Genomic DNA, 22,356 nt, shown 5'->3' with positions numbered 1-22,356 from the left:
TCACTCGGCGCACACTGTCGGCATGACCACCCCACCCACCGGCGAGCTGGCCGCGCCGCGGCTCATCCGCAGCCGCCCTTTCCTCGCGTTCTGGCTGGGGCAGGGCATCAGCCAGCTCGGCGTCCAGCTCGGCCAGCTCGCGCTCCCGGTCCTCGCCGTGAGCCTGCTCGGCGCGGGGGAGATGGACCTCGGCGTCCTGAACGCGGCCTCGATGGCCGCGTTCCTCATCGTGGGGCTGCCTGCGGGCGCCTGGGTGGACCGCTGGCTCAAGCGCCGCACCATGATCCGCGCAGACCTGGTCCGCATGGCCGCGATGTTCGCCGTGCCGCTGCTGTGGTGGGCCGGGGCCCTGCAGATGTGGCACCTCTACGTCGTCGCGGCCGTGGTGGGCGTCGCGACAGTGTTCTTCGACGTGGCCTATCAGAGCTATATCCCGCTGCTTGTGCACCGGACCCAGGTGCCCGACGCTAACGGCAAGCTCGAGTCCACAGCCCAGGTGGCGCGCATGGGCGGCCCGGCACTGGGCGGCTTCCTCCTGACCCTCGTCAGCGCCCCGGTGCTGTTCGCCGCGGAGGCGGCCGGGTACCTCGCGTCGGCACTGTGCCTGGGCAGGGTGCGCGACTCGGAGAAGGCGGCCGAGCGTGCCGAGGGCAGCAGCCTCTGGGCCGAGATCCGCGAGGGCACCGCCTTCGTGGCACGCCATGGCCTGATCCGCCGCGTTGTGGCCTGCACCGCTCTCAGCAACCTGTTCTCCTCGGTGCTGTGGGTGCTCATGCCGCTCGTGATCCTCCGTGAGCTCGGCCTCGGTCCCGTGGGGCTGGGCGTGATGATGTCGATCGGCGCGGTGGGTGGGCTCCTCGGCGCCCTCGCGGGACCGCGGCTCGGCGGACTCGTGGGGGAGGGGGCCCTGCTGCCGCTTGGGCTCCTGCTGGCAGGGGCCGCCGTCGTGCTCTTCCCCCTCGCGCTCGCCTCGGGTCCGGGTCCGCTCGCGCTCGTGATGCTGAGCGTTGGTGAGTTCGCCTTCAGCTTCGGGGTGATCGTCTACAACATCATGCAGGTCAGCATGCGTCAGCGCGTGTGCCCGACGCGGCTCCTCGGGCGCATGAACGCCTCCATCCGCTGCGTCGTGTGGGGCGTCATGCCCATCGGCTCGCTGCTCGGCGGGGTGCTCGGTGAGCGGCTAGGGCTCGCGCCCACGCTGTGGATCTCGATCGTCGGGATGCTGCTCGGCGTCCTGCCGGTGGCTATCGGCCCTTTCTTCGGCATGCGGACGCTGCCGGATGCCAACGAGGCCTGACGCGTCAGTCCCGGCAGTGTTCCGTTCAGGCTGTCTCCGCATGGCGCCACTCGCCCCGGATCCGCCGGACGAGGCGGTGGCTGGGGGCCGTGACCATGAGGTCCGTCCACGCAAGGTCGACGAGCTCGACTCTCTGGCCCGCCGTTGCGCCGATCCTCGGCCAGAAGCGGCGGGCCTGCGGCGGACGCAGGAGGAGGGAGGCGTTCGCAAGGCCGAGGCCTTCGCGCTTGAACGTCCCGTCGCAGGACTCGATGCTCGCGACGGCGCGGCGGACCGCGTTTCCGTCCGGGCCCTGCCGCTCGAGGACGGCCGTGAACCTGGCCGTCGCACGGGCGCTCCCGAGCGGCATGAGGCCGAGCATCGCCAGGCTCACGTCGATGCGTAGTCCGTCCGCGCTGGGGAGGACTGCGACGCGGTCCAGCTTGGGCTCCTCGAGTATGAGTGGCGGGAGGTTGGTCCGGGCGATCGCGCCCAGCACAGAATTCAAGGACATGGCAGGTCTCCTCAACGGGGCCGGCCCAGCTCCAACCCAATTACGCTATCAATTGGATTAATTATAGGCCCGCGTGCCGCTCCTCACAAGAGTGCGACTTGACTCGTCTAAGGTGCTCGCGAAACGCGGCGCGTGCCTCATCTGGGATCTGCTCGCGAAATGCCGGTCCCGGTGCGGGCGCTGGAGTCTGCTGGCCGGTATGGGATCGGAGCTGTCGATGGCGACCAGGCGTGAGATCACGAAGAAGTACGCCCGCGGGTATGCGGCCGCGTCGAAGAAGGAGCGCGGGCGGATGCTCGACGAGTTGGTCGCCACGACCGGCTGGTCGAGGGCGAACGCCCGCCGGCAGGTCCGTGCGGCGGCGGCGCGGAAGGGCCCCCAGCGTGCGGTCAAGCGCGCGCCGCGGCCCCGGACGTACGGGTACGACACCCTCAGGCTCCTGATCCGGGTGTGGCGGCTGGCCGGGCAGCCCTCGGGGAAGTACCTCGCAGCGACGATGCCGCTGTGGCTGCCCAAGCTCGAGGAGCACGGCGAGTTCGGCGAGGACGCGCACCGGCTCACCGAGCACACCCGCGCCCAGCTGCTGGCCGTCTCGGCGGCCACGATCGACCGGCTGCTCAAGCCGACCCGGGACGGGATGGCGCCGTCCGGGATCTCGGGCACCAGGCCGGGGGCGCTGCTGCGCAACTCGATCCAGGTCCGCAGGGCCGGGGACGAGCAGGAGCAGGCCCCGGGGTTCTGCGAGGCCGACCTGGTCCTGCACTGCGGGCCGACCCTGAGGGGCGAGTTCGCCCGCACGATGACCGTCACGGACGTGTTCACCGGCTGGACCGAGAACATCGCGCTCAAGAACGGCGCCCACCGGTGGGTCCTGGAGGCGATGCCCCGCATCGAGCAGCGCCTGCCCTACCCGCTGGTCGGGATCGACTGCGACAACGGCGGTGAGTTCATCAACCACGCCCTGATCGGCTGGGCCCAGGACCGGGACCTGTACTTCACCAGATCCCGGCCCTACCGCTCCAACGACAACGCCCACGTCGAGCAGAAGAACGGCGACGTCGTGCGCCGCCACGCCTTCCACTACCGGTACGACACCCCGGCCGAGCTGCGCCTGCTCAACGAGCTCTACGACCTCGTCAGGGTCCGCCTGAACATGTTCACCGCGACCACCAAGGCCATCGGCTGGAGGTCCAACCGGAACGGAAAGAACACCCGCGTCTACGACGCCCCACGCACCCCCTACCAGCGCGTCCTCGATACCGGCGTGCTCACCCCAGCGAAGGCCGCCGAGCTCGCCGCCCTCTTCGAGGCCACCAACCCCGCCGAGCTCACACGGAAGATCACCGCCATACAGACCCGGCTCATCGAACTCGCAGCCGCCAAGACCGACGCGCTCACCGCCACCATTTCGCGAGCAAAACAAGATGAGGCACGCGAACCAACCTCGCGAGCATCTTGACATGAGGCACTACGGAGTGCCCGGAGCCGCGTGTGGCTGCCCCTCAAAGCTCCTGGTCGTCGAGGGAGTTCACCACGCCGTGCAGTGATGCTTCCAAGAAGCGCACCACGTCGTCTGCGTCAGCGGCACGCTCGATCGCGAGGCTGATGAGCGCTTCCTCCGCGAAGGCGACCCAGGACCGCAGTGCGATGTGCAGCAGGGTGGTGTCTGGCATGCCGAGTTCGACGAAGGCCTCGCGCAGGCGTTCGGCATTGAGCTCGCGTGACTCGTCGACGAGCCGGCGGACCGCAGGATCGCCGCTTGCGGTGCCCCTGACCAGTGAGTAGAAGGTGCCGTGGTGCTGCTGGACGAACTGGGTGATCCGCAGCAGGGTGTCGCGGATCCGGTCCTGCGGCGCGAGGTCCTGACGCGGTGTGGTGGCGAGGAGCAGGCTGTCCCTCGCCGTCGTGACCACGGCGAGCTGCATACCCTGGCGGGTCTCGAAGTAGTGGAAGAGGAGGGGCCGTGAGACGCCGGCCAGACGAGCGAGCTCGTCCATGGTCAGCTCGTCCAGCGTGTGGTCGGTGAGGAAGTTCACGCCCGCCGCGATGAGCTGCGCTCTCCGGTCCTGCGGGCTGAGGCGGGAGCGCTGCGATTCGGACACACGAGAAGTCTACTGATCCCGCCATCGCGTCTCGCGCGACTATTGACTCCACGTCAATAGTGTCAGTATCTTCGACGGTGTTGCCGCCGCCGGGCGGCGCCCGTCTCAGGAGGATCAATGAAGTTCCCCGTCTCATCCCGCGTCCGCAAGATGACAACGTCCCACGCCGGGCGCATCACCCTCGTTGCCGTGCCCACGGCCCTCGCCGCGACGATTCTGATGGGCGGGGTCGCGCAGGGCGCGGTGCCTGTGTCCTTTGCCGTCTCCGGCAGCCAGTTCCAGATCGGCGCCTCGAAGCTCGAGGGGTCTGGGTTCTCGCAGTATGCCGGCGTCGCGAAGGACTCCGAGGGCACCGACCACGCCGTGGCGATCGCCAACATCAAGAGCGCGAGCCTTTCGGACCTGTGCCAGGCCGTTGTCACTCAGACTCCTCTTGGCACGGTGGGCGTGCTCATCAAGGCCGGTGGCGGGGGCAATCCGGCGACGGCCTCAGACCTGCAGATCGGGATGACCGGGCTGAAGGGCGATGCGTCCTTCGGCAGGATTCGCATCGGTGTGGACGCCTCGACCGTCAATACGGCCGCGAAGGGCTCGGCAGGCGACTTCGCACAGGACTCCGACGGCATCACGATCACGAATCTCCAGCAGACGGCCTGGAGCACGCAGGCGTCGGTGTTCACCCTGACCGGGATGAGCATGGAAATGACAGACGGGTCCAAGGGATGCTTCTGAATGACGAGGCGTCGATGACGTCGGAGGAGGGCGCAATCGCGACGCCGCGGAGCGCGGAGGCGGCCGGGCAGTCGCACGGATTCCGCCACTGGCGCCGCAGCCGGCCGTTCATCGGCGGCCTGCTGGCCGCACTGGGCGGGGTGGAGATGTTCTTCTCCGGGCAGCTCGACATCGGCCACCTCCACATCCAGCTCGGGATCGAAGGTCTCCAGGCCACCGTCATCCCGGTTGCGCTCGTGCTGCTCGGGGTCCTGTCCGTCGCAATGCCCGCACACCATGTGTTCTACGGGATCCTGACGCTCGTGGTGGCCGTCTACTCCCTGGTCGGCGTGAACATGGGCGGGTTCATCATCGGCATGCTTCTGGCGGGAATCGGCGGCGTGCTGGTCGTGGCGTGGATGGGCCCGCCGGGAGCCCTACGGGAAGAGAGGGTGGAGTGAGGCTGCGCCGCACTTGCGCCGTGGCCGCCGCCCTGACGGGATCGGTCCTTGTGGCGCCTCTTGCCCTCGGGGCGGCGCGGCCCCCGACAGCGTGCCGACGGACCTGTGCCTGCCGCTCGTCTCCTCGTGCCCCTCAGCGAGCTCGGGTCCCTCGGCCCCAGTCCCCGGCCCGAGCGATCCCACCCTGCCTGCCGTGGCGCCGGGGACCGTCCCGACTGATCCTGGCGCACTGCTGCCGGGCGTCGGTCCAGTCCCGAGCGCCGTGCCGATTCCTGGCGTTGAATCGCCGGTGCCGGTGCCCGCCCCGACGTCGGACCCCGCGTCCGGCGCGCCAGTGCCCGCACCCCGGGACAGCGGGGCCGCGGTCTTCACCAAGACGCCCGCGTCCATGGGATCTGAGGGCCTGTCCTTCACGGGCCTGAGCTCGGTCAGCGTAGTGACCGTCCCGACCGTCGACGGCGGCGGCATGCGGGTCCTGAAGATCACCGCCGACTCGATCACCGTCAAGGGGTTCACGCTCACCGTCCGGCAGCCCCAGGGCCCCGGTCTGGTCACGTCCGCGGACACGATGGTCCTCAGCGGTCACGTCACCGTCTACGTGGGATCGATCACTGGGACGACGTCCAGCGGCCGCGGGCTGACCCTTGGCACGGACACGCCGCCGCCTCTGGACGACGTCGCTCCCGGCCTTCTGCGGGTCACCATGGGCCTCGTCGGGTCGACCGCGGACTCGATCAGCTACACGAACACCGACCAGCGGATGGTCCAGCCCTAGGCCTCGGAGGTGCGTCCCGAGCGGAGCGGCGGGGGAGGCGGCACAGGCTTGGCCGCCACCACATCCGTCAGGCGCACGACGGCGTCGCCGCGCCTCGTGCGGACGGTGACCGTCGCGCCGTCGTGCGCCACCAGATCACCGAGCGCATCCGTGAAGCCGCCCTCGATCCGGCTCCGCACGACCACGCGCGTGCCGAGGGGCAGTGATCTCAGGCGGTCTGCAGGCGAGGAGGGCACGCTCCATCCTAGGCGCGCCACTGCTACGGCCCGTGTGACGCTGGAGTGGCGAGAGCGGGCCGGGGGATAATAGGCTCAATCGGCCGCGGAAGAACTGCGAAACACGTCAGCAGTGCGGCCGAGGGAAGAGAGGGTGGCACCGTGACATACGTGATCGCACAGCCGTGCGTCGATGTGAAGGACAAGGCCTGCGTCGAGGAGTGTCCCGTCGACTGCATCTACGAGGGCGAGCGGTCGCTGTACATCCATCCGGACGAGTGCGTCGACTGCGGGGCGTGCGAGCCGGTGTGCCCCGTCGAGGCCATCTACTACGAGGACGACGTCCCCGAGGAATGGTCCGATTACTACAAGGCAAACGTCGAGTTCTTCGACGACCTCGGGTCCCCCGGCGGCGCCGCGAAGCTCGGCAACACCCACAAGGACCACCCGCTCGTCGCGGCGCTCCCCCCGCAGGTCCCGGCCAGCTGAGCGTGGAGGACCTTCAGCGCGCCACGGGCCGGGCATTCGGCCTCGACCTGCCCGACTACCCCTGGGAGGCCATGGCGCCGTATGCGTCCACGGCCGCCCGCCACCCCGGCGGGGCCGTGAACCTGTCCATCGGCACGCCCGTGGATCCGACTCCCGAGGTGATCCAGGACGCGCTCCGGAGCGCCGCGGACGCCCACGGGTACCCGACCGTGCACGGCACGGCGGCGCTGCGCGAGGCCGTGGTCGAGTGGTTCGGTCGCCGGCGCGGTGTGACGGGTCTCGACGAGCAGGCGGTCATGCCCACCGTGGGGTCGAAGGAGCTCGTGGCCTGGCTGCCGTTCCTGCTCGGCCTGCGGCCGGGGGACGTGGTGGTGCGCCCGACCGTCGCCTACCCCACGTACGACATCGGGGCGCGGCTCGCCGGGGCGACCGCCGTCGCGGCGGACAGCCTCGACGAGCTCGACGACGCGACGCGCGCCCGGGTGCGCCTCGTCTGGGTCAACTCCCCGGGCAATCCCACCGGCGCGGTGCGTGACGCGGAGTCGTTGCGCGCCGTCGTCGACCGCGCGCGGTCGCTGGGAGCCGTCGTCGCCTCCGACGAGTGCTACGCCGAGCTCGGCTGGGGCGCGTGGGACGCCCAGCGCGGCGGCGAGCCCGTCCCCTCGGTGCTCGACCCGCGCGTGAGCGGCGGCGACCTCACCGGCCTGCTGAGCGTGTATTCGCTGAGCAAGCAGTCCAACCTCGCCGGGTACCGCGCGGCATTCGTCGCCGGCGCGCCCGAGCTCATGCCCAACCTCGTCAACAGCCGCAAGCACGCGGGCATGATCATGCCGTACCCCGTGCAGGAGGCCATGCGGGTCGCCCTCGGCGACGAGGCCCACGTCCTGGCCCAGAAGGACATCTACCGTTCCCGCCGCGAGCGGCTCCTGCCCGCGCTCGAGGCGTTCGGGCTCACGCTCTCGCACTCCGAGGCGGGGCTCTACCTGTGGTGCACCGCAGGCGAGGACACGTGGACCACGGTGGGCCGGCTCGCCGAGCTGGGAATCGTCGTCGGGCCCGGCGTCTTCTATGGCGAGGCGGGCCAGGGGTTCGTCCGGGTGGCGCTCACAGGCACCGATGAGCGGATCGACGCGGCAGTGGAGCGGCTGACCGCGCGATAGTCCAGAGAACGTGAGGGGACTCACAGGACGCCCGGTATCGATTAGTCCCGGCACTGAACTCGGAGTAGCGTATGAATGTTGCGAGCTACCCATTGAAGGGGAACCATGTCTGAGATGAACGGCGCTGTCCTGCGTCACGAAGGGGGAGAGCTCCAGCTTCCCCGCATCGCCGCTGTCGAGGGGAACGACGGCTATGACGTTTCGAAGCTGCTCAAGGAGACGGGCGCCGTCACCTTCGATCCCGGCTTCATGAACACTGCTGCCACGACCTCGGCGATCACGTTCATCGACGGCGACGAGGGCATCCTGCGCTACCGCGGCTACCCGATTGAGCAGCTCGCGCAGCACTCGAGCTTCCTCGAGGTCTCCTACCTCCTCATCTACGGGAACCTCCCGACGGGGGCCGAGCTCGAGGAGTTCGACCAGAAGATCCGCCGCCACACGCTCCTGCACGAGGAGCTCAAGAGCTTCTTCGCCGGCTTCCCCCGCGACGCGCACCCCATGCCCGTGCTGTCCTCGGCCGTGTCCGCGCTGTCCACGTTCTACCAGGACTCGCTCGACCCGTTCAACGAGGAGCAGGTGGAGCTCTCCACCATCCGCCTCATGGCGAAGCTGCCGGTCATCGCCGCGTACGCGCACAAGAAATCCATCGGCCAGGCGCTCCTGTACCCGGACAACTCCATGAACCTCGTGGAGAACTTCCTGCGCCTCTCCTTCGGCCTGCCGGCCGAGCCGTACGAGCTCGACCCGCTCGTCGTGAAGGCCCTCGACACCCTCCTGATCCTGCACGCGGACCACGAGCAGAACTGCTCCACCTCGACGGTGCGCCTCGTCGGCTCCGCGAACGCGAACATGTTCGCGTCCGTCTCCGCGGGCATCAATGCGCTCTTCGGCCCGCTGCACGGCGGCGCCAACGAGGCTGTCCTCAACATGCTCCGCCGCATCCAGGCCGACGGCATCAAGCCCGAGGACTTCATGGAGAAGGTCAAGAACAAGGAGGACGGCGTCCGGCTCATGGGCTTCGGGCACCGCGTCTACAAGAACTACGATCCCCGCGCCAAGATCATCAAGGCCACCGCGCACGAGATCCTCGGAAAGCTCGGCGGCAACGACGAGCTCCTCGACATCGCCATGCGGCTCGAGGAGAAGGCCCTCGCGGACGACTACTTCATCCAGCGCAAGCTGTACCCGAACGTCGACTTCTACACGGGCCTGATCTACAAGGCGATGGGCTTCCCGGAGAAGATGTTCACCGTGCTCTTCGCGATCGGGCGCCTGCCGGGCTGGATCGCCCAGTGGCGCGAGATGATCAAGGACCCGCAGACCAAGATCGGCCGTCCGCGGCAGCTCTACGTCGGCGAGGCGGAGCGCCCCTACCCGGCCCGCTGACCTTCCCGTCCCCGTTTCAGGTACGCGAAATCGCGTCCTTTCCCGTTTCGGGTACAGATAATCGGCTCAATCCCTCTCTCGGGTACGACGGCGGCCGGTGCCTTCCGCGCGGAAGGCACCGGCCGCCGTCGTACGTGCTGTAGCGGCTCCGGCGCACGACGCAGTGGTGCGGCTTCCGCGCGGAAGCCGCCCCACGGCTTCGTACCCGAAACGGGATCCAGCGGAGATACGTGTACCCGAAACAGGTGCTGGGGGCAGGGCGGGCTCAGGCGTCCTGGTAGCCCATCGGGTTGTTCTTCTGCCAGCGCCAGTGGTCCTCGCACATCTGGTCCACGGTCTTGGTGGTGGACCAGCCGAGGTCGGCGAGGGCGGCCGAGGGGTCGGCCCAGAACGCGGGGAGGTCGCCGGCGCGGCGCGGGGCGATCTCGTAGGGGATCGGCGAGCCCACGGCCTTCTCGAACGCGTGCAGCATCTCAAGGACGCTCGTTCCCTTTCCGGAGCCGAGGTTCCACCGGTAGACGCCCTCGTGGCCCTCGAGGTACTTCAGCGCCGCCGCGTGCCCCTCGGCGAGGTCGACGACGTGGATGAAGTCCCGCTGGCACGTACCGTCCGGGGTGGGGTAGTCCCCGCCGAAGACCATGAGCTTCTCGCGCCGGCCCACGGCGACCTGGGCGATGAACGGGACGAGGTTGTTCGGGATGCCCTGGGGGTCCTCGCCGATCCGGCCGGACGGGTGGGCGCCCACCGGGTTGAAGTAGCGCAGCAGTGCTATGCGCCAGGCCGGGTTCGAGCCGCCCAGGTCGGCGAGGATGTCCTCGATCTGCTCCTTGGTGCGCCCGTAGGGGTTCATCGCCCCGATCTCCATCTTCTCGATGTACGGGGTCGGGTTGTGGTCGCCGTACACCGTCGCCGACGAGGAGAAGACGATGGTGCGGACGCCGTGGCGCTCCATGACACGCAGGAGCGCGATGGTCCCGGCCACGTTGTTGAAGTAGTAGTCGAGCGGGATGCTGACGGACTCGCCCACGGCCTTGAGCCCCGCGAAGTGGATCACGGCCTCGGGGGAGTGCTCGGCGAAGACGGCGCCCAAAGCGTCCTCGTCGGTGATGTCGGCCTCGATGAACGTGGCCTCGCGGCCCGCGAGCTCCCCGACCCGCCTCAGGGACTCGGGGCTTGAGTTGGAGAGGTTGTCGATGGCGACCACATCGTGGCCCGCCTCGAGGAGGGTCAGGACCGTGTGGGAGCCGATGTAGCCGGTGCCGCCGGTGACGAGGATTCGCATGGCCATCATCCTATCGAGCGGCCGCTTCCGGCCCGATCCCGTGACGGCATTGGGAGCCCGGGCACGGGTGTGCTAGATAGGTGGTGTGCCCAGAAACGTGGACGCGGCGGTGCGCCGCCGGGAGGTCGTGGACTCCGTCAAGCGGATCATCGTCGCGGATGGCCTCGACCGGGTGTCGCTGCGGGAGGTGGCGACTGAGGCCGGGCTCGTCGTCGGCTCGGTGCGGCACTACTTCGCCTCGTCCGCCGAGCTGCTCGCCTGCTCGTTCGAGGCGGTGGTTGACGCCGTGCTGGCGCGGCTGAGGGAGTCGGCGCCCGGACCCGGAGGTGCGGCCGTCCATCAGGAGGCCGTTGTCGCACAGCTGTGCCAGCTCCTGCCGCTCGACGAGGAGCGCGCCGTCGATCTCTGCGCATGGACCGAGTTCAAGCTCGCAGCCCGCACCCGCCCCGAACTCGAGGCGACGGCCGAGCGCAGCCACCGCGCGGTCGCCGCGGAGGTCGGCCGGACCCTCCGCGAGCTGCACCCGTCACTCGGCCCCGACGAGCTCGTCGTGGAGGCCGAGCGGCTGCTCGCGACCGTCGAGGGCCTCGGCCTCCACGCGATGCTGCAGGGCCGCTGGCTCGACGCGCGGCTGTGCCTCGACGTGATTCGCGCGCAGGTGGCGGGCATCGGGTAGCAGGATCTGAAGTGCCGCTGCGGGAATACACTGGGAGAAGACCGGCAAGGAAGCGAATCGACTGATGCACCACACTGGAGGGCCCGCCTGGCGGATCACCATGGATACGTCCGGCCCCATGCTCCTAGCGCTCTACCTGAAGGACCATGCGGGGCTCAACGGCGCTGGTATGCCTCCGGTCGCCCCCGCCCAGCCGCGGGTCCGCGAGGCTGACCACCACCAGATCACCCAGCATGTGGGGGGCCTTCCTGCGCTGCGCCGCGAGTGGGAGGCCTGGTGGCAGCACCTGATCGAGAACCACCCGGAGATGAGCCCCGCAGTCGAGCCGCCGAACTTCGGCGCGTTCCGGGAAGCGCCTGCGCTGCAGCGCTCGCTCCAGGCCCACTTCGGCGCGGCCCTCACGTGGGCCCGCGAACGCCGGGCGGAATACGAGCGTCTCGAGAAGGAGCGCGAGGCGACCGGCGCGACGGACGTGCTGCGCGAGATCGTCGAGGAGCGCCAGCTGGAGGTGGGGCCGGCCGCCCGCGACTTCACGCTCACGATCATTGAGCTCCCGCTCTGCGAAGACCGCGCCTGGCTCGTCAACGCGGACAAGGTGATCATGAGCCAGAGCCTCCTGGAGGACAAGGAAGCGTTCCGGAGCTACCTCAAGCCGGTGGTCGAGCTTTTAATGTGAGGTATGGGGACCGTCCTCGTCGCCTCCATGCCGTTTGCCGGCCACGTCCATCCCGTGGCCGCGATCGCCGGGGAGCTCGTCCGGCGCGGACACGACGTCCTGGCCTACACGGGCGCGAAGTACGCGGAGAGGTTCGAGGCCGTGGGCGCTCGCCCGTGGCTGTGGCATTCGGCCCCGGACTTCGACGACCTCGCGATTGGTGAGACCTTCCCGAGCATCGGCGACGGACGCGGCCTCCGCGCCATTCTCGGCAATATCCGGGACCTCTTCATCGGGACCGCCGCGGCGCAGGCGCACGACGTCGCCGGGCTGGCTAAAGCTGCCCGGCCGGACGCCGTCGTGGCTGACTGCCTCTGCCTTGGGCCGGGGCTCTGGGCCCAGCGCGAGGGCGTCCCGTGGGCCGGGATCTCCCTCGTTCCGCTGAGCGCCCACAACCCGTGGGGCCCGCCGCCCGGGGCTCCACTTCTCCCTGCGCGCGGCGGGGCGGCGGCTGTGCGCAACCGCGCACTTGCGGCGGCCCTCGCTGCCGGCCCCGGCAGGGCCATGCGCGCGCTCGTCAACCGGCAGCGCGCCCGCGCCGGCCTCGGCCCGACCCCACGACCGGGTCTGGACTCGGTGTACTCGGAGCTGCTCACCATCGCCCAGGGCATTCCCGAGCTCGAGTACCCCCGCCCCGAGCCCGTCCCGGGCGTCGAGCTCATCGGCCAGCTCGTCCCGCCCTCGGCCGGCGCGCTGCCGGAGTGGTGGGGGCAGTGGCCGGCTGACGCGCCGGTGGTGCACGTGACGCAGGGGACGTTCAACGTCGACCCCAGCGAGTTGCTGCGCCCCGCACTGGCTGGCCTCACGGACGGTGCAGCCGCAGCCATCGGGCGGCGGCCCGCCGTCGTGCTTGCGACCGGCGGCGGCAAGGGGTTCGGTGACCCTGGCGGTCTCCCGCGAGGTGCCTTCGCGGCCGACTTCCTCCCGTACGCCCGGATCCTGAAGGATGTGAGCGCCGTGGTGAGCAACGGCGGGTACGGCACCGTGCTCGCGGCCCTCGGCGCGGGCGTGCCGCTCGTCATCGCGGGCGCGGCGATCGACAAGCCGGACATCGCGCGTCGCGTCGCCTGGGCCGGGATCGATCTCAAGACGGGACGGCCCAGCCCGGTGCAGGTGCGCGACGCCGTGGCGAGGGTCCTCGGGGACCCGGCCTACCGCCGTCGTGCGCGCGAGCTCGCCGCGTCGATCCGGGCGGCGGGCGGCACCGCCAGGGCCGTGGATCTCGTCGACGAGCGCCTCCTCAACGCAGGGACATGACCCCTCAGCGCAGGGACATGAGCCCTCAGCGCAGGGACATGAGCCCCAGCGCAGGGAGGTGGCTACGGGGCCTGGGCTACCGTGATCGTCACGGTGCCGTCGGGCGCGGCGGAGTCCGTCCACCCCTTGTTGCCGTCCCTGAGCCACGTGTGGCCGGCAAAGTCGATCTTGGTGATCGCGAGCTGCTTCGCGTTCGCGACGGCCCACTGCGCGATGGACCACCCGGTCGCGCCGTTGGCCGGGACGCTGAGGGCCTTGCCCGCGGTGCTCGCGTCCATCGCCCCGTACGCGATGGTGAGCTGCGACTTGACCTGGGCGGGGTCGCCGGCGGCGTCCGGCGCGCGGAGCGTGCACGTCAGTGCGGCCTGCGACAGTCCGGTCAGCGCCGAGGCGAACGCACGCCCCATGTCCTCGTGCTGCGCGTAGGCCTCTGGGTAGCCCGAACGCTGCACCGCCTGCGCGGCGTCCGTGATCGGCAGCGACTCGTAGCCGGGGACCTTGACGAGGCCGTCGTAGAACGCGTTCGTCGCGTAGACGGGGTCCATGATCTGCGCCGCCGTGCCCCAGCCCTGCGACGGGCGCTGCTGGAACAGCCCGAGGGAGTCCGCGTGGCCGTAATTGATATTGCGCAGCTTCGATTCCTGCATCGCCGTCGCGAGGGCAATCGTCGCGGCCCGCGCCGGGAGGCCGCGGCGCACGGAGATCGCCGCGATGAGGGAGGCGTTGGCGGTCTGGTCGGTGGCGAGCTGTTGCGTTGCGCTCCCGAGCGGTGCCGTGCAGCCCTCGACGATCGGCTTGTCGTTGCGGTTGAGCACGAGTGCAGCGATGTAGATGCCCACGGCGGCGAGGGCGAGGGCCACGAGGACGGTGAGGGCGCGCCGCGCTCTGCGGGCGAGGGCCATCCGGGGTGCTCCTTGGACTGGGCGAGGGGGATCAGGGCCCTAGGGCCTTCGATTCGGGCCGGGGTGGCCCCGCGCACGACGGCGGACGCGCACCTGGGCGCACACCCGCCGTCGTGCGTCGGATCAGTTGGCGTGCAGCGCTTCGTTGAGCTCGACCGTCTGGCCCGCGCGGGGGAGCGCCTCGACCTGGCCGTTGGTCGAGTTGCGGCGGAACAGGAGATTCGGCTGGCCGGAGAGGTCTGCGGCCTTGACCACCTTCTCGGCGTTCTCGCCGAACGCGTCCTTGAATCCGCTGATGCGCACGCGCGTCCCGGCGGTGACGTAGAGGCCGGCCTCGACGACGGAGTCGTCGCCGATGGAGATCCCCACGCCCGAGTTCGCGCCGAGGAGGACGCGCTCGCCGAGCGTGATGCGTTCCTTGCCGCCGCCGGAGAGCGTGCCCATGATGGACGCGCCGCCGCCCACATCGGTGCCGTCGCCCACCACGACGCCGGCCGAGATGCGGCCCTCGACCATGGACGTGCCAAGCGTGCCGGCGTTGAAGTTCACGAAGCCCTCGTGCATCACGGTGGTGCCCTCGGCGAGGTGCGCGCCGAGGCGGACGCGGTCCGCGTCGGCGATGCGCACGCCGGAGGGGACCACGTAGTCGACCATGCGCGGGAACTTGTCCACGCCGAACACCGTCACGGCCCCGCGGCGGCGGAGCTTGGCGCGGGTCATCTCGAAGCCGGCCGGGTGGCATGGGCCGAAGTTGGTCCACACGACGTTGGGGAGCTTGCCGAACACGCCGTCGAGGTTGATCGTGTTGGGCGCCACGAGCCGGTGCGAGAGGAGGTGGAGGCGCAGATACGCGTCCGCGGTGTCCGCGGGGGCCCGATCGAGGTCGATCTGGACGAACACGACCTTGGTCTGGGTGCCGCGGTCGGCGTCGTCGCCGTCCTCGGCGGCCGCGACGAGCTCGGCGGGGGCGGAGTCCACGACGGCGTCGTCGGAGAGGTGCGCCGCGGCCTCGCCGAGGGCCGGAGACGGGAACCAGACATCGAGGACCGTGGCCTCGCCGGCGCCGTCGGGGCCCGAGGCGACGTGGATCGTGGCGAGCCCGAAGCCGTGGGCAGCGCGGGATGCGGCAGGGGTTTCAGTCATGCTGTCCAGTCTATCGGCGGGGCCCGGTGCGCCTCGAACTATGCTGGGCGGGTGACCCCCACGGATCCCCGCCCGCCCGCCGCGTCGTCTGCCCCGCACGGCCGGCCCCTCCTCGACCTCACGCAGGACGTCGCGCTGCTCACGGCGGCCCTCATCGACGTCGAGAGCGTCTCGGGTGGGGAGGCTGCGCTGGCCGACGCGATCGAAGGGGCGCTCCGCACCCAGACCTCGCTCGAGGTGACCCGGGATGGCGACGCGATCGTCGCGCGCTCTTCCCATGGCTGTGCGGAGCGGATCATCCTCGCCGGCCACATCGACACCGTCCCGCTGCCGACCGCGGACGGCGCCCGGGGCACCGTTCCGTCCTCGTGGGACGGCGATCCCGGGGACGGTGTCCTGTGGGGCCGTGGTGCGACCGACATGAAGGGCGGCGTCGCGGTGCAGCTCGCACTTGCCGCGCGGCTCTTCGGCGCTGATCCGGCGCACGACGGCGGCGGCTCGCCTGCCGCCGGCAGCGCTCAGTCTGTGCCTGCAACGCGGGACGTCACCTTCGTCTTCTATGACCATGAGGAGGTCGAGGCGTCCAAGAGCGGCCTCGGGCGCCTCGCGCGGAACCACCCCGACCTGCTGGCGGGGGACTTCGCGATCCTGCTCGAGCCCACCAACGGGACCGTAGAGGGCGGCTGCAACGGCACACTCCGCGTCGAAGCCACGACGGTGGGTGAGGCGGCGCACTCGGCGAGGGCGTGGATGGGGAGGAACGCGATCCACGCGGCGGCGCCGATCCTCGAGCGGCTTGCGGCCTACGAGCCCGCGACCGTGACCGTGGAGGGCCTCGACTTCCGCGAGAGCCTCAATGCCGTGGGCATCGCCGGCGGGACCGCAGGGAACGTCATCCCGGACCGCTGCACCGTGACCATCAACTACCGCTTCGCCCCCGACAAGAACCTCGAGCAGGCCGAGGAGCACGTCCGAGCGCTGCTCGAGGGGTTCGACGTGGTGCGCACCGACGGCGCGTCCGGGGCGCGCCCCGGGCTGACCCACCCGGCGGCGGCGGCATTCGTCGCAGTGGTGGGCCGCGAGCCGCTGCCCAAGTACGGGTGGACGGACGTCGCGCGGTTCTCCGACCTGGGCGTGCCGGCGGTCAACTTCGGTCCCGGCGACGCCCTGCTGGCGCACAAGGACGACGAGCGGGTCGCCGGTCCCGACGTCCGGGCGTGCCTGGCCTCCCTCGAGGCGTGGCTGCGCTCCTAGGCGCGCAACCAGTCGCGAGGCGAGCCACCGCCGTCGTGCGCGGCAGCCCTCCCGGCCCCCCACAACGTCTGAGGGTCACGTCCCGGAGGTCAGATCCTGCGGGCAGACCCACAGGACGTGGCCTCCGGGACGTGGCCCCCGGAAGGTGGCCCCCGGAAGGTGACTCCCAGGAGGGGTCGGTCAGACCTTGGCTGCGGCGTCCGCCGCGGCGGCCATGGCTCCGCCGCCCTTCTTGCCGGAGACCCGCTGGCTCTTGCGCAGCCTGCTCTCTGCGTACTTGGCGAGGCCCGAGAGGATGAGGCACATCCCCACGTAGAGCACGCCGGCAACGATCGCGGCGGGCACGATCGGGGCGCCGTATTGGGCCTGCGAACCAAAGTACTTCGCTTGGAACAGGATCTCGTTGTACGTGACGATGAAGCCCAACGCAGTGTCCTTGAGGGTCACGACAAGCTGGGAGATGATCACGGGCAGCATGGACCTGACGGCCTGCGGCAGCAGGATGCTCTGCATCACCTGGGACTTGCGCAGTCCGATCGCGAAGCCCGCCTCACGCTGTCCCTTCGGCAGTGCTTCGATGCCTGCGCGGAAGACCTCGGCGAGCACTGACCCGTTGTAGAGGATGAGGGCGACGACGACGGCCGTGAACGGGGTGATGCCGGTCATGCCGAGCGGGGGCAGCCCGTAGTAGATCATCATCATGAGGATCAGCACGGGGATAGCCCTGAAGAGCTCGGTGAACCAGTGGAACGGGCGGGACACCCACGGGCGGTCCGAGAGCCGGCCGACGGCCAGGACGAGGCCGAGAACGATGCTCCCGACGGCGGCGACAGCGAACGCCGAGAGCGTCGCGCCGACGGCGTTGAGGATCGTCTGCTGGACGAGTGGGAACGTGAAGATCTTCCACTTCGCCGCGCTGAACTGTCCGGTCTCCGCGAAGCGCCAGACGATGAACCCGACGATGGCGAGGATCACGATCGTGCCGATGACCCCGATGATGAGGTGTCTGGAGCGGGCCTTCGGGCCGGGGGCGTCGTAGAGGACGGAGCTCATCGGGCCACCTTCCACTTCTTCTCGAAGTAGCGCTGGAGCTGGGCGAGGATCAGGACGAGGATCACGAAGAACAGGGCCACCCAGAGGAGCCCCTGCATGGCGGGGTAGCCGCGCTCGGAGAGGTTGGCTCGGATCGCGCCCGCCTCGGCCACCGAGAAGCCGGCGGCCACGGTGGTGTTCTTCAGGAGCGCGATGAGCACGCTGAACAGCGGCGGCAGGACCGAACGGAACGCCTGGGGCAGCACGACGAGCGTGAGGGTCTGCGTGAACGGCAGTCCGATCGCCCGGGCGGCCTCGGCCTGGCCGACGGGCACAGTGTTGATCCCCGAGCGCAGCACCTCGGCAATGTAGGTCGCCGTGTACAGGCTCAGGCCGATGATCGCGGCGGTCATGAAGTCGATCTCGGGCAGCCCGAGCTTCGGGTAGCCGAGGGCGAAGAAGAACAGGACGAGCGTCAGCGGGGTGTTGCGGATGACGTTGACGTAGATCGTCCCGAAGGCCCGCATCGCCGGGACAGGGGAGACGCGCATCGCGCCGACCACGGTGCCCAGGATCAGGGCGATGATTCCCGAGATGACGAACAGGATGACGGTGTTCTTGAAACCGGTGGTGAAGAGGTCGAGATTGTCGAGAAGCGTGTTCACGCGACAGCCTTCGCTTTCTAGCCGAAACGACGGTGGGCGGGACGTTGCACGCCCCGCCCACCAGTGCCTGTCAGTAGTTGTCGACGGCGGGCTGCTCGACCTTCGTGCCCGACTTGCCGAGCGTCGAGTCGTAGATCTTCTGCCACGTGTCCTTGCCGTTGGTCAGCGTGTCGTTGAAGAACTTCCGCAGCGCGGTGTCGCCCTTCGGCAGGCCGATGCCGTACTTCTCGGTCGTGAAGGGCTGGCCGACCACCTTGAGGGTGTCCGGCTCCTGCGCGGCGTAGCCGAGGAGGATGGCCTGGTCGGTCGTCACGGCGTCGACCGAGCCGCTCTTGAGCGCCTCGACGCACTGCGAGTACGTGTCGAACTCCGTGGTCTTGGTCTGCGGGAAGTTGGCCTTGATGTTCTGGATCGGCGTGGAGCCGGTCGCCGAGCAGACGTTCTTGCCCGCGAGGTCCTTCTCGCTGTTGATCGTCGTGTTGTCCTTCTTCACGAGCAGGCCCTGCCCGGTGATGAAGTACGGCCCGGCGAAGTCCACGAGCTGCTTGCGCTTGTCGGTGATCGAGTAGGTGCCGACGTAGAAGTTGACGTCACCGTTCTGGATCGCGGACTCGCGGTTGGCGGACGGGATCGGCTTGAAGTCGATCTTGTCCGGGCCGTAGCCGAGGGAAGCGGCCATCCACTTGGCGATCTCGATGTCGAAGCCGCTGTACTGGCCCGTGGCTGCGTCCATGAAGCCGAGGCCCGGCTGGTCCTGCTTGACGCCGATCGTCACCCTGCCGGCCGACTTGATCTTGTCGAACGTCGGGCTGCCGGTGAGCGAGACGTTGGTGGCGACCTGATAGGGGGCAGCAGACTCCGAGGAGCTCCCGCCGGACCCGCCTGATCCCCCGCAGGCGGACAGGGCGAGGGCCATGACCGCCGTGGCGGCGGTCAGCACGGCCTTCTTGCCGAAGAGTGCCATTCGAGCATTCCTTTCATCGGGGGCCATTCGACCCCGGGGTGCGAACGAGTATTGGTAGGTGGTGTCAGTGGGTGAGCAGCTTGGACAGGAAGTCCTTCGCGCGGCTCGACTGCGGGTTCGTGAAGAACTCCTCGGGCTTGGCCTGCTCGACGATCTGCCCGTCCGCCATGAACACGACGCGGTCCGCGGCCTTGCGCGCGAACCCCATCTCGTGCGTCACGACGATCATGGTCATGCCCTCCTTGGCCAGCTGGACCATGACATCGAGGACCTCGTTGATCATCTCCGGGTCGAGCGCAGAGGTGGGCTCGTCGAAGAGCATGACCTTGGGCTTCATCGCGAGGGCGCGTGCGATCGCGACGCGCTGCTGCTGGCCGCCTGAGAGCTGTGCCGGCAGCTTGGGCGCCTGATGCCCCACGCCGACCCGCTCGAGCAGCGCCATGGCGTCCTTCTCGGCCGTGGCCCTGTCCACGCCCTTGACCTTGATGGGCCCGAGCGTGACGTTCTCAAGGATCGTCTTGTGTGCGAAGAGGTTGAACGACTGGAAGACCATGCCGACGTCGGCCCGGAGCTTCGCGAGGGCCTTCCCCTCCTCCGGCAGCTTCTTGCCGTCGATGGAGATCTCTCCGGACTCGATCGTCTCGAGGCGGTTGATCGCCCGGCAGAGGGTCGACTTGCCCGAGCCCGACGGGCCGATGATCACCACGACCTCGCCCCGGTTGACGTCAAGATTGATGTCCTGGAGTACGTGGAGCTGGCCGTAATGCTTGTTCACGCCCTTGACAGAGACAAGTGGGCTGCCCGAAGTGTCGGTAGTCATAGGGAAAATGTAACGGAGAATGCCGTCGGGGGCTCGGGCGCACGCCGCAGCGGGTGCGAATCGTGATTGAAGCGAGACTAGCCTTGGGTGCATGAGCACCGAATCCCCGCAGGGCGGCGACCAGAACTCCTCACGCAGCGGAGCGAACGTGCCGTGGCGCCGCAAGGGCCCCATCGAGCTGCGCCGCCGCCAGACCAAGCAGGGCACGGCTGACCAGCATCTGCTCGACACGAAGGGCCCCGGCCGCTTTGTCCACACGGATCCATGGCGGGTCATGCGCATCCAGAGCGAGTTCGTCGAGGGGTTCGGTGCGCTCGCCGAGCTCGGGCCGGCGGTGAGCGTCTTCGGATCCGCGCGCACCCAGCCGGGAACGGTCTACTACGAGTCGGCCGTCGCCATCGGCCGCCTTCTCGCACAGGCCGGCGTCGCCGTCATCACGGGCGGCGGCCCGGGCTCGATGGAGGCGGCGAACCGCGGCGCGGTCGAGGGCGCAGGCACATCGGTGGGCCTCGGCATTGAGCTGCCCTTCGAGACGGGCCTGAACTCGTGGGTGGACCTCGGGGTCAACTTCCGCTACTTCTTTGCCCGCAAGACGATGTTCGTGAAGTACGCGCACGGGTTCATCGTGCTCCCCGGTGGCCTCGGTACGCTCGACGAGCTGTTCGAGGCCATGGTGCTGGTTCAGACGGGGAAGGTGACGCAGTTCCCGATCGTGCTGCTGGGCTCTGACTTCTGGAACCCGCTCATCGGCTGGATCGAGGCCACGCTTGTGGGCGAGGGCATGATCTCCGCGTCCGACCTGAACCTCATCAGCGTGGTGGACAGCCCCGAGGATGCAGTGACCCGTGTCCTCGCGGGCCTCGGCGAGACGGAGCGCCGCGGCGGGATGTTCGGCAACGCGAGCATCGACGATGAGGACGACGACTTCGGCATCGTCGATGACGAGCCCGACGCCGGGACCGCGGAGGGCGCGTGAGCTTCTTCCTCGTCTTCCTCGCGATCCTTCTTGCCGGCGGCCTGGCCTGGTTCGCTGTCGGAATCGCCCGCGGAACATCCAGCGCGCAGCCAGAGGGCCTCGAGGAGCCGCCGACCGGGCTGCCGCCGGTGCTCCTCCCGGAGCACCCGAACCCGGAGGACATCGACGCCGTGCGGTTCGCCCTCGCTTTCCGGGGCTACCGGATGGACCAGGTTGACCAGGTGCTAGTCAGGCTCAGGGACAGGATCAGCGTCCAGGCGGCGCTCATCGAGGCGCTCACGGCTCAGCTCAAGGGCGCGCCCCGGGCCGATGCCCCTACCGATGACTGACCTGCGGCCCACGCCCGTGCATGCCGCCCTGGCAGCCGCGGTCCGCGCGGCGACATCGCGGTTCGCGGCATTCCCGTGGTGGGTCCAGGTCCTCGCCGTCTACGCCGCGGGCCGGGTCGTGAGCTTCTGCATCCTGGCGGCGGCCGCACTCCAGCAGGGCGCGAACCCGTGGTTCGCCCCCCAGCCGGACTACTGGCACTTCGTGCAGATCTGGGACTCGGAGTGGTACGGCCGGATCGTCCAGAACGGCTATCCCTCCGCACTCCCGCACTCGCCCACGGGCGAGGTGCAGGAGAATGCCTGGGCGTTCTATCCCGTCTACCCCCTCCTCGTCCGTGCGCTGAGCGGGCTGCCGGGCCTCCCGTGGCAGGTGTGGGCCCAAGTGGTGGCCCTCATCGCGGGGTTCGCCGCCGCCGTCGTGCTCTACCGGCTGTTCCGGCACCGCGCCCAGCATGCGGACGCGCTGTGGGGCGTCGCGTTCGTCGCCTTCTTCCCCATCTCGGCGATCCTGCAGATCCCGTACGCCGAGTCGCTCGGGCTGCTGGTCCTGGCGTGGGCGCTGCTGTGGGTCGTCGAGCGCCGCTACCTCGCCGCGATGCCCGTGGTGGCCCTCGCGGCGCTCACCCGCCCGGTCGGCGTGCCGTTCGCCCTGATGCTCTGCGGACTGCTCGCTGTGCGGCTCGTGCGCTATCGCGCAGGCGGCGGTCCAGAGCGCACGACGGCGGGCGAGCTGGCTCGGCTGGGCGGCCTCGCCGCCGTCGGGGTCGCCTCGGCGGCCGCATGGCCCCTCATCGCGTGGGCCGTCACGGGCGTGCCGGACGCCTACACGGCGACGGAGACCGTGTGGCGCGGCGGCCCGCTCGTGCCGTTCCTGCCGTGGTTCGAGACAGGACAGTACCTCTTCGGGCCGGTGCTGGGGGCGATTGCGCCATTCGTCCTCGTGGCGCTCGCGGCCCTGTACTTCACGAGCGCGCACGTGCGTCGGATCGGGCTCGAGATGCAGCTGTGGTGCGTGGCCTACGTGGCGTATCTGCTCGCCGTCCTGCACCCGCAGACGAGCACGTTCCGCATGATGCTGCCGCTGTTCCCGCTCGCGCTGGCCACGGCCGCGCTGTCCCGCTCGCGCGCCTACAGGTGGGCGGTCCTGGTGCTGTTCACACTGCTGCAGATCGTGTGGGTCGTATGGCTGTGGGTGTGGGCGCAGCTGCCCGGGGGCGGCGACTGGCCCCCGTGACCGGACCTCCGCGGG

General features: G+C 69.7%; 25 protein-coding genes. 15 read left to right on the top strand and 10 right to left on the bottom strand.

The annotated features are described in order from the left end of the window. Positions 1 to 22: 22 nt before the first annotated feature. Positions 23 to 1,297: an MFS transporter gene (locus tag SCMU_RS13655; protein WP_229229672.1), complete on the top strand. Its 1,275-nt coding sequence runs from the start codon at positions 23 to 25 to the stop codon at positions 1,295 to 1,297. Positions 1,298 to 1,322: 25 nt separating this feature from the next. Here the strand turns inward: SCMU_RS13655 and SCMU_RS13650 are convergent, their stop codons facing one another. Next, positions 1,323 to 1,790, bottom strand: a complete 468-nt coding sequence (locus tag SCMU_RS13650; protein ID WP_229229671.1) for a hypothetical protein — start codon at positions 1,788 to 1,790, stop codon at positions 1,323 to 1,325. A 217-nt stretch (positions 1,791 to 2,007) separates the two neighbouring features. Here SCMU_RS13650 and SCMU_RS13645 point away from each other — a divergent pair, with 217 nt between their 5' ends. Next, complete coding sequence (locus SCMU_RS13645) at positions 2,008 to 3,249, top strand: integrase catalytic domain-containing protein (protein WP_229229670.1); 1,242 nt, start codon at positions 2,008 to 2,010, stop codon at positions 3,247 to 3,249. Positions 3,250 to 3,292: 43 nt separating this feature from the next. On the opposite strand, the gene SCMU_RS13640 is transcribed toward SCMU_RS13645, so the two are convergent. After that, positions 3,293 to 3,892: a TetR/AcrR family transcriptional regulator gene (locus SCMU_RS13640; RefSeq protein WP_229229669.1), complete on the bottom strand. Its 600-nt coding sequence runs from the start codon at positions 3,890 to 3,892 to the stop codon at positions 3,293 to 3,295. Positions 3,893 to 4,009: 117 nt separating this feature from the next. Here SCMU_RS13640 and SCMU_RS13635 point away from each other — a divergent pair, with 117 nt between their 5' ends. The 3 genes from SCMU_RS13635 to SCMU_RS13625 all read left to right on the top strand — a co-directional run bounded on the left by SCMU_RS13635 (position 4,010) and on the right by SCMU_RS13625 (position 5,839). Beyond that, complete coding sequence (locus tag SCMU_RS13635) at positions 4,010 to 4,624, top strand: DUF6230 family protein (RefSeq protein ID WP_229229668.1); 615 nt, start codon at positions 4,010 to 4,012, stop codon at positions 4,622 to 4,624. A 14-nt stretch (positions 4,625 to 4,638) separates the two neighbouring features. Next, positions 4,639 to 5,064 (top strand): DUF6114 domain-containing protein, encoded by a 426-nt coding sequence (locus SCMU_RS13630; protein WP_229229667.1) that lies wholly within the window; start codon positions 4,639 to 4,641, stop codon positions 5,062 to 5,064. 193 nt (positions 5,065 to 5,257) lie between these two features. Then, positions 5,258 to 5,839 (top strand): hypothetical protein, encoded by a 582-nt coding sequence (locus SCMU_RS13625; RefSeq protein ID WP_229229666.1) that lies wholly within the window; start codon positions 5,258 to 5,260, stop codon positions 5,837 to 5,839. On the opposite strand, the gene SCMU_RS13620 is transcribed toward SCMU_RS13625, so the two are convergent. Beyond that, entirely contained in the window at positions 5,836 to 6,075 is a 240-nt protein-coding gene (locus SCMU_RS13620; RefSeq protein ID WP_229229665.1) for a putative acetyltransferase, read from the bottom strand. The genes SCMU_RS13625 and SCMU_RS13620 overlap by 4 nt on opposite strands. Before the next feature lie 141 nt (positions 6,076 to 6,216). Between SCMU_RS13620 and fdxA the strand changes: the two genes are divergently transcribed. The 3 genes from fdxA (at position 6,217) to SCMU_RS13605 (ending at position 9,092) form a co-directional block, all read left to right on the top strand. Further along, positions 6,217 to 6,543 carry a ferredoxin gene (gene fdxA / locus SCMU_RS13615; protein WP_189693187.1) on the top strand — a complete coding sequence of 109 codons (327 nt, stop codon included), beginning with the start codon at positions 6,217 to 6,219 and terminating at the stop codon, positions 6,541 to 6,543. A 2-nt stretch (positions 6,544 to 6,545) separates the two neighbouring features. Then, entirely contained in the window at positions 6,546 to 7,703 is a 1,158-nt protein-coding gene (dapC, locus tag SCMU_RS13610) for a succinyldiaminopimelate transaminase (RefSeq protein WP_274602862.1), read from the top strand. A gap of 105 nt (positions 7,704 to 7,808) precedes the next feature. Then, a complete protein-coding gene (locus SCMU_RS13605) occupies positions 7,809 to 9,092 on the top strand; it encodes a citrate synthase (RefSeq protein ID WP_371829598.1) in 1,284 nt (427 codons plus the stop codon). 265 nt (positions 9,093 to 9,357) lie between these two features. Here the strand turns inward: SCMU_RS13605 and galE are convergent, their stop codons facing one another. Then, positions 9,358 to 10,374: a UDP-glucose 4-epimerase GalE gene (gene galE / locus SCMU_RS13600; RefSeq protein WP_229229664.1), complete on the bottom strand. Its 1,017-nt coding sequence runs from the start codon at positions 10,372 to 10,374 to the stop codon at positions 9,358 to 9,360. 85 nt (positions 10,375 to 10,459) lie between these two features. On the opposite strand from galE, the gene SCMU_RS13595 reads away from it, so the two are divergent. The 3 genes from SCMU_RS13595 (at position 10,460) to SCMU_RS13585 (ending at position 13,022) form a co-directional block, all read left to right on the top strand. Further along, entirely contained in the window at positions 10,460 to 11,050 is a 591-nt protein-coding gene (locus tag SCMU_RS13595) for a TetR/AcrR family transcriptional regulator (protein ID WP_229229663.1), read from the top strand. Positions 11,051 to 11,114: 64 nt separating this feature from the next. Further along, entirely contained in the window at positions 11,115 to 11,726 is a 612-nt protein-coding gene (locus tag SCMU_RS13590; RefSeq protein ID WP_229229662.1) for a hypothetical protein, read from the top strand. Positions 11,727 to 11,729: 3 nt separating this feature from the next. Continuing rightward, positions 11,730 to 13,022 (top strand): glycosyltransferase, encoded by a 1,293-nt coding sequence (locus tag SCMU_RS13585; RefSeq protein WP_229229661.1) that lies wholly within the window; start codon positions 11,730 to 11,732, stop codon positions 13,020 to 13,022. Between the two features lie 62 nt (positions 13,023 to 13,084). Here the strand turns inward: SCMU_RS13585 and SCMU_RS20780 are convergent, their stop codons facing one another. Continuing rightward, complete coding sequence (locus tag SCMU_RS20780) at positions 13,085 to 13,924, bottom strand: hypothetical protein (RefSeq protein ID WP_274602860.1); 840 nt, start codon at positions 13,922 to 13,924, stop codon at positions 13,085 to 13,087. 123 nt (positions 13,925 to 14,047) lie between these two features. Further along, positions 14,048 to 15,067, bottom strand: a complete 1,020-nt coding sequence (gene dapD / locus SCMU_RS13575) for a 2,3,4,5-tetrahydropyridine-2,6-dicarboxylate N-succinyltransferase (RefSeq protein WP_229229660.1) — start codon at positions 15,065 to 15,067, stop codon at positions 14,048 to 14,050. A 51-nt stretch (positions 15,068 to 15,118) separates the two neighbouring features. Here dapD and dapE point away from each other — a divergent pair, with 51 nt between their 5' ends. Then, positions 15,119 to 16,321 (top strand): succinyl-diaminopimelate desuccinylase, encoded by a 1,203-nt coding sequence (gene dapE, locus SCMU_RS13570; RefSeq protein ID WP_229229659.1) that lies wholly within the window; start codon positions 15,119 to 15,121, stop codon positions 16,319 to 16,321. Between the two features lie 180 nt (positions 16,322 to 16,501). Here the strand turns inward: dapE and SCMU_RS13565 are convergent, their stop codons facing one another. The 4 genes from SCMU_RS13565 to SCMU_RS13550 form a co-directional block, all read right to left on the bottom strand. After that, positions 16,502 to 17,374 (bottom strand): amino acid ABC transporter permease, encoded by an 873-nt coding sequence (locus SCMU_RS13565; RefSeq protein ID WP_229229658.1) that lies wholly within the window; start codon positions 17,372 to 17,374, stop codon positions 16,502 to 16,504. Beyond that, positions 17,371 to 18,018 carry an amino acid ABC transporter permease gene (locus SCMU_RS13560; protein WP_229229657.1) on the bottom strand — a complete coding sequence of 216 codons (648 nt, stop codon included), beginning with the start codon at positions 18,016 to 18,018 and terminating at the stop codon, positions 17,371 to 17,373. Before SCMU_RS13560 ends, SCMU_RS13565 begins: the two co-directional genes overlap by 4 nt. Positions 18,019 to 18,088: 70 nt before the next feature. Next, the gene (locus SCMU_RS13555) at positions 18,089 to 18,982 is read right to left on the bottom strand and encodes a glutamate ABC transporter substrate-binding protein (protein WP_229229656.1); all 894 of its coding nucleotides are present in this window, start codon (positions 18,980 to 18,982) and stop codon (positions 18,089 to 18,091) included. Positions 18,983 to 19,046: 64 nt separating this feature from the next. Continuing rightward, a complete protein-coding gene (locus SCMU_RS13550) occupies positions 19,047 to 19,802 on the bottom strand; it encodes an amino acid ABC transporter ATP-binding protein (protein ID WP_229229655.1) in 756 nt (251 codons plus the stop codon). 91 nt (positions 19,803 to 19,893) lie between these two features. On the opposite strand from SCMU_RS13550, the gene SCMU_RS13545 reads away from it, so the two are divergent. The 3 genes from SCMU_RS13545 to SCMU_RS13535 are packed head-to-tail and all read left to right on the top strand — an operon-like array spanning position 19,894 to position 22,341. Then, entirely contained in the window at positions 19,894 to 20,778 is an 885-nt protein-coding gene (locus SCMU_RS13545; RefSeq protein ID WP_229229654.1) for an LOG family protein, read from the top strand. Then, positions 20,775 to 21,107, top strand: a complete 333-nt coding sequence (locus tag SCMU_RS13540; protein ID WP_229229653.1) for a DivIVA domain-containing protein — start codon at positions 20,775 to 20,777, stop codon at positions 21,105 to 21,107. The genes SCMU_RS13545 and SCMU_RS13540 overlap by 4 nt, the downstream gene beginning before the upstream one ends. Continuing rightward, positions 21,100 to 22,341, top strand: a complete 1,242-nt coding sequence (locus SCMU_RS13535) for a putative hexosyltransferase (protein ID WP_229229652.1) — start codon at positions 21,100 to 21,102, stop codon at positions 22,339 to 22,341. The genes SCMU_RS13540 and SCMU_RS13535 overlap by 8 nt, the downstream gene beginning before the upstream one ends. Positions 22,342 to 22,356 lie beyond the last annotated feature (15 nt).

Source organism: Sinomonas cyclohexanicum (assembly GCF_020886775.1).
Lineage (GTDB): Bacteria > Actinomycetota > Actinomycetes > Actinomycetales > Micrococcaceae > Sinomonas > Sinomonas cyclohexanicum.
The sequence above is the reverse complement of the archived record's forward strand: the minus strand, read 5'-3'. Positions and strand labels throughout refer to the sequence as shown.

Coding starts and splice junctions, on each gene's coding strand:
- SCMU_RS13635 (WP_229229668.1), top strand. CDS start 4,010: ATGAAGTTCCCCGTCTCATCCCGCGTCCGCAAGATGACAACGTCCCAC.
- galE (WP_229229664.1), bottom strand. CDS start 10,374: ATGCGAATCCTCGTCACCGGCGGCACCGGCTACATCGGCTCCCACACG.
- SCMU_RS13605 (WP_371829598.1), top strand. CDS start 7,809: ATGTCTGAGATGAACGGCGCTGTCCTGCGTCACGAAGGGGGAGAGCTC.
- SCMU_RS13550 (WP_229229655.1), bottom strand. CDS start 19,802: ATGACTACCGACACTTCGGGCAGCCCACTTGTCTCTGTCAAGGGCGTG.
- SCMU_RS13565 (WP_229229658.1), bottom strand. CDS start 17,374: ATGAGCTCCGTCCTCTACGACGCCCCCGGCCCGAAGGCCCGCTCCAGA.
- SCMU_RS13535 (WP_229229652.1), top strand. CDS start 21,100: ATGACTGACCTGCGGCCCACGCCCGTGCATGCCGCCCTGGCAGCCGCG.
- SCMU_RS13655 (WP_229229672.1), top strand. CDS start 23: ATGACCACCCCACCCACCGGCGAGCTGGCCGCGCCGCGGCTCATCCGC.
- SCMU_RS13555 (WP_229229656.1), bottom strand. CDS start 18,982: ATGGCACTCTTCGGCAAGAAGGCCGTGCTGACCGCCGCCACGGCGGTC.
- SCMU_RS20780 (WP_274602860.1), bottom strand. CDS start 13,924: ATGGCCCTCGCCCGCAGAGCGCGGCGCGCCCTCACCGTCCTCGTGGCC.
- SCMU_RS13545 (WP_229229654.1), top strand. CDS start 19,894: ATGAGCACCGAATCCCCGCAGGGCGGCGACCAGAACTCCTCACGCAGC.
- SCMU_RS13630 (WP_229229667.1), top strand. CDS start 4,639: ATGACGTCGGAGGAGGGCGCAATCGCGACGCCGCGGAGCGCGGAGGCG.
- SCMU_RS13590 (WP_229229662.1), top strand. CDS start 11,115: ATGCACCACACTGGAGGGCCCGCCTGGCGGATCACCATGGATACGTCC.
- SCMU_RS13645 (WP_229229670.1), top strand. CDS start 2,008: ATGGCGACCAGGCGTGAGATCACGAAGAAGTACGCCCGCGGGTATGCG.
- SCMU_RS13585 (WP_229229661.1), top strand. CDS start 11,730: ATGGGGACCGTCCTCGTCGCCTCCATGCCGTTTGCCGGCCACGTCCAT.
- dapD (WP_229229660.1), bottom strand. CDS start 15,067: ATGACTGAAACCCCTGCCGCATCCCGCGCTGCCCACGGCTTCGGGCTC.
- SCMU_RS13650 (WP_229229671.1), bottom strand. CDS start 1,790: ATGTCCTTGAATTCTGTGCTGGGCGCGATCGCCCGGACCAACCTCCCG.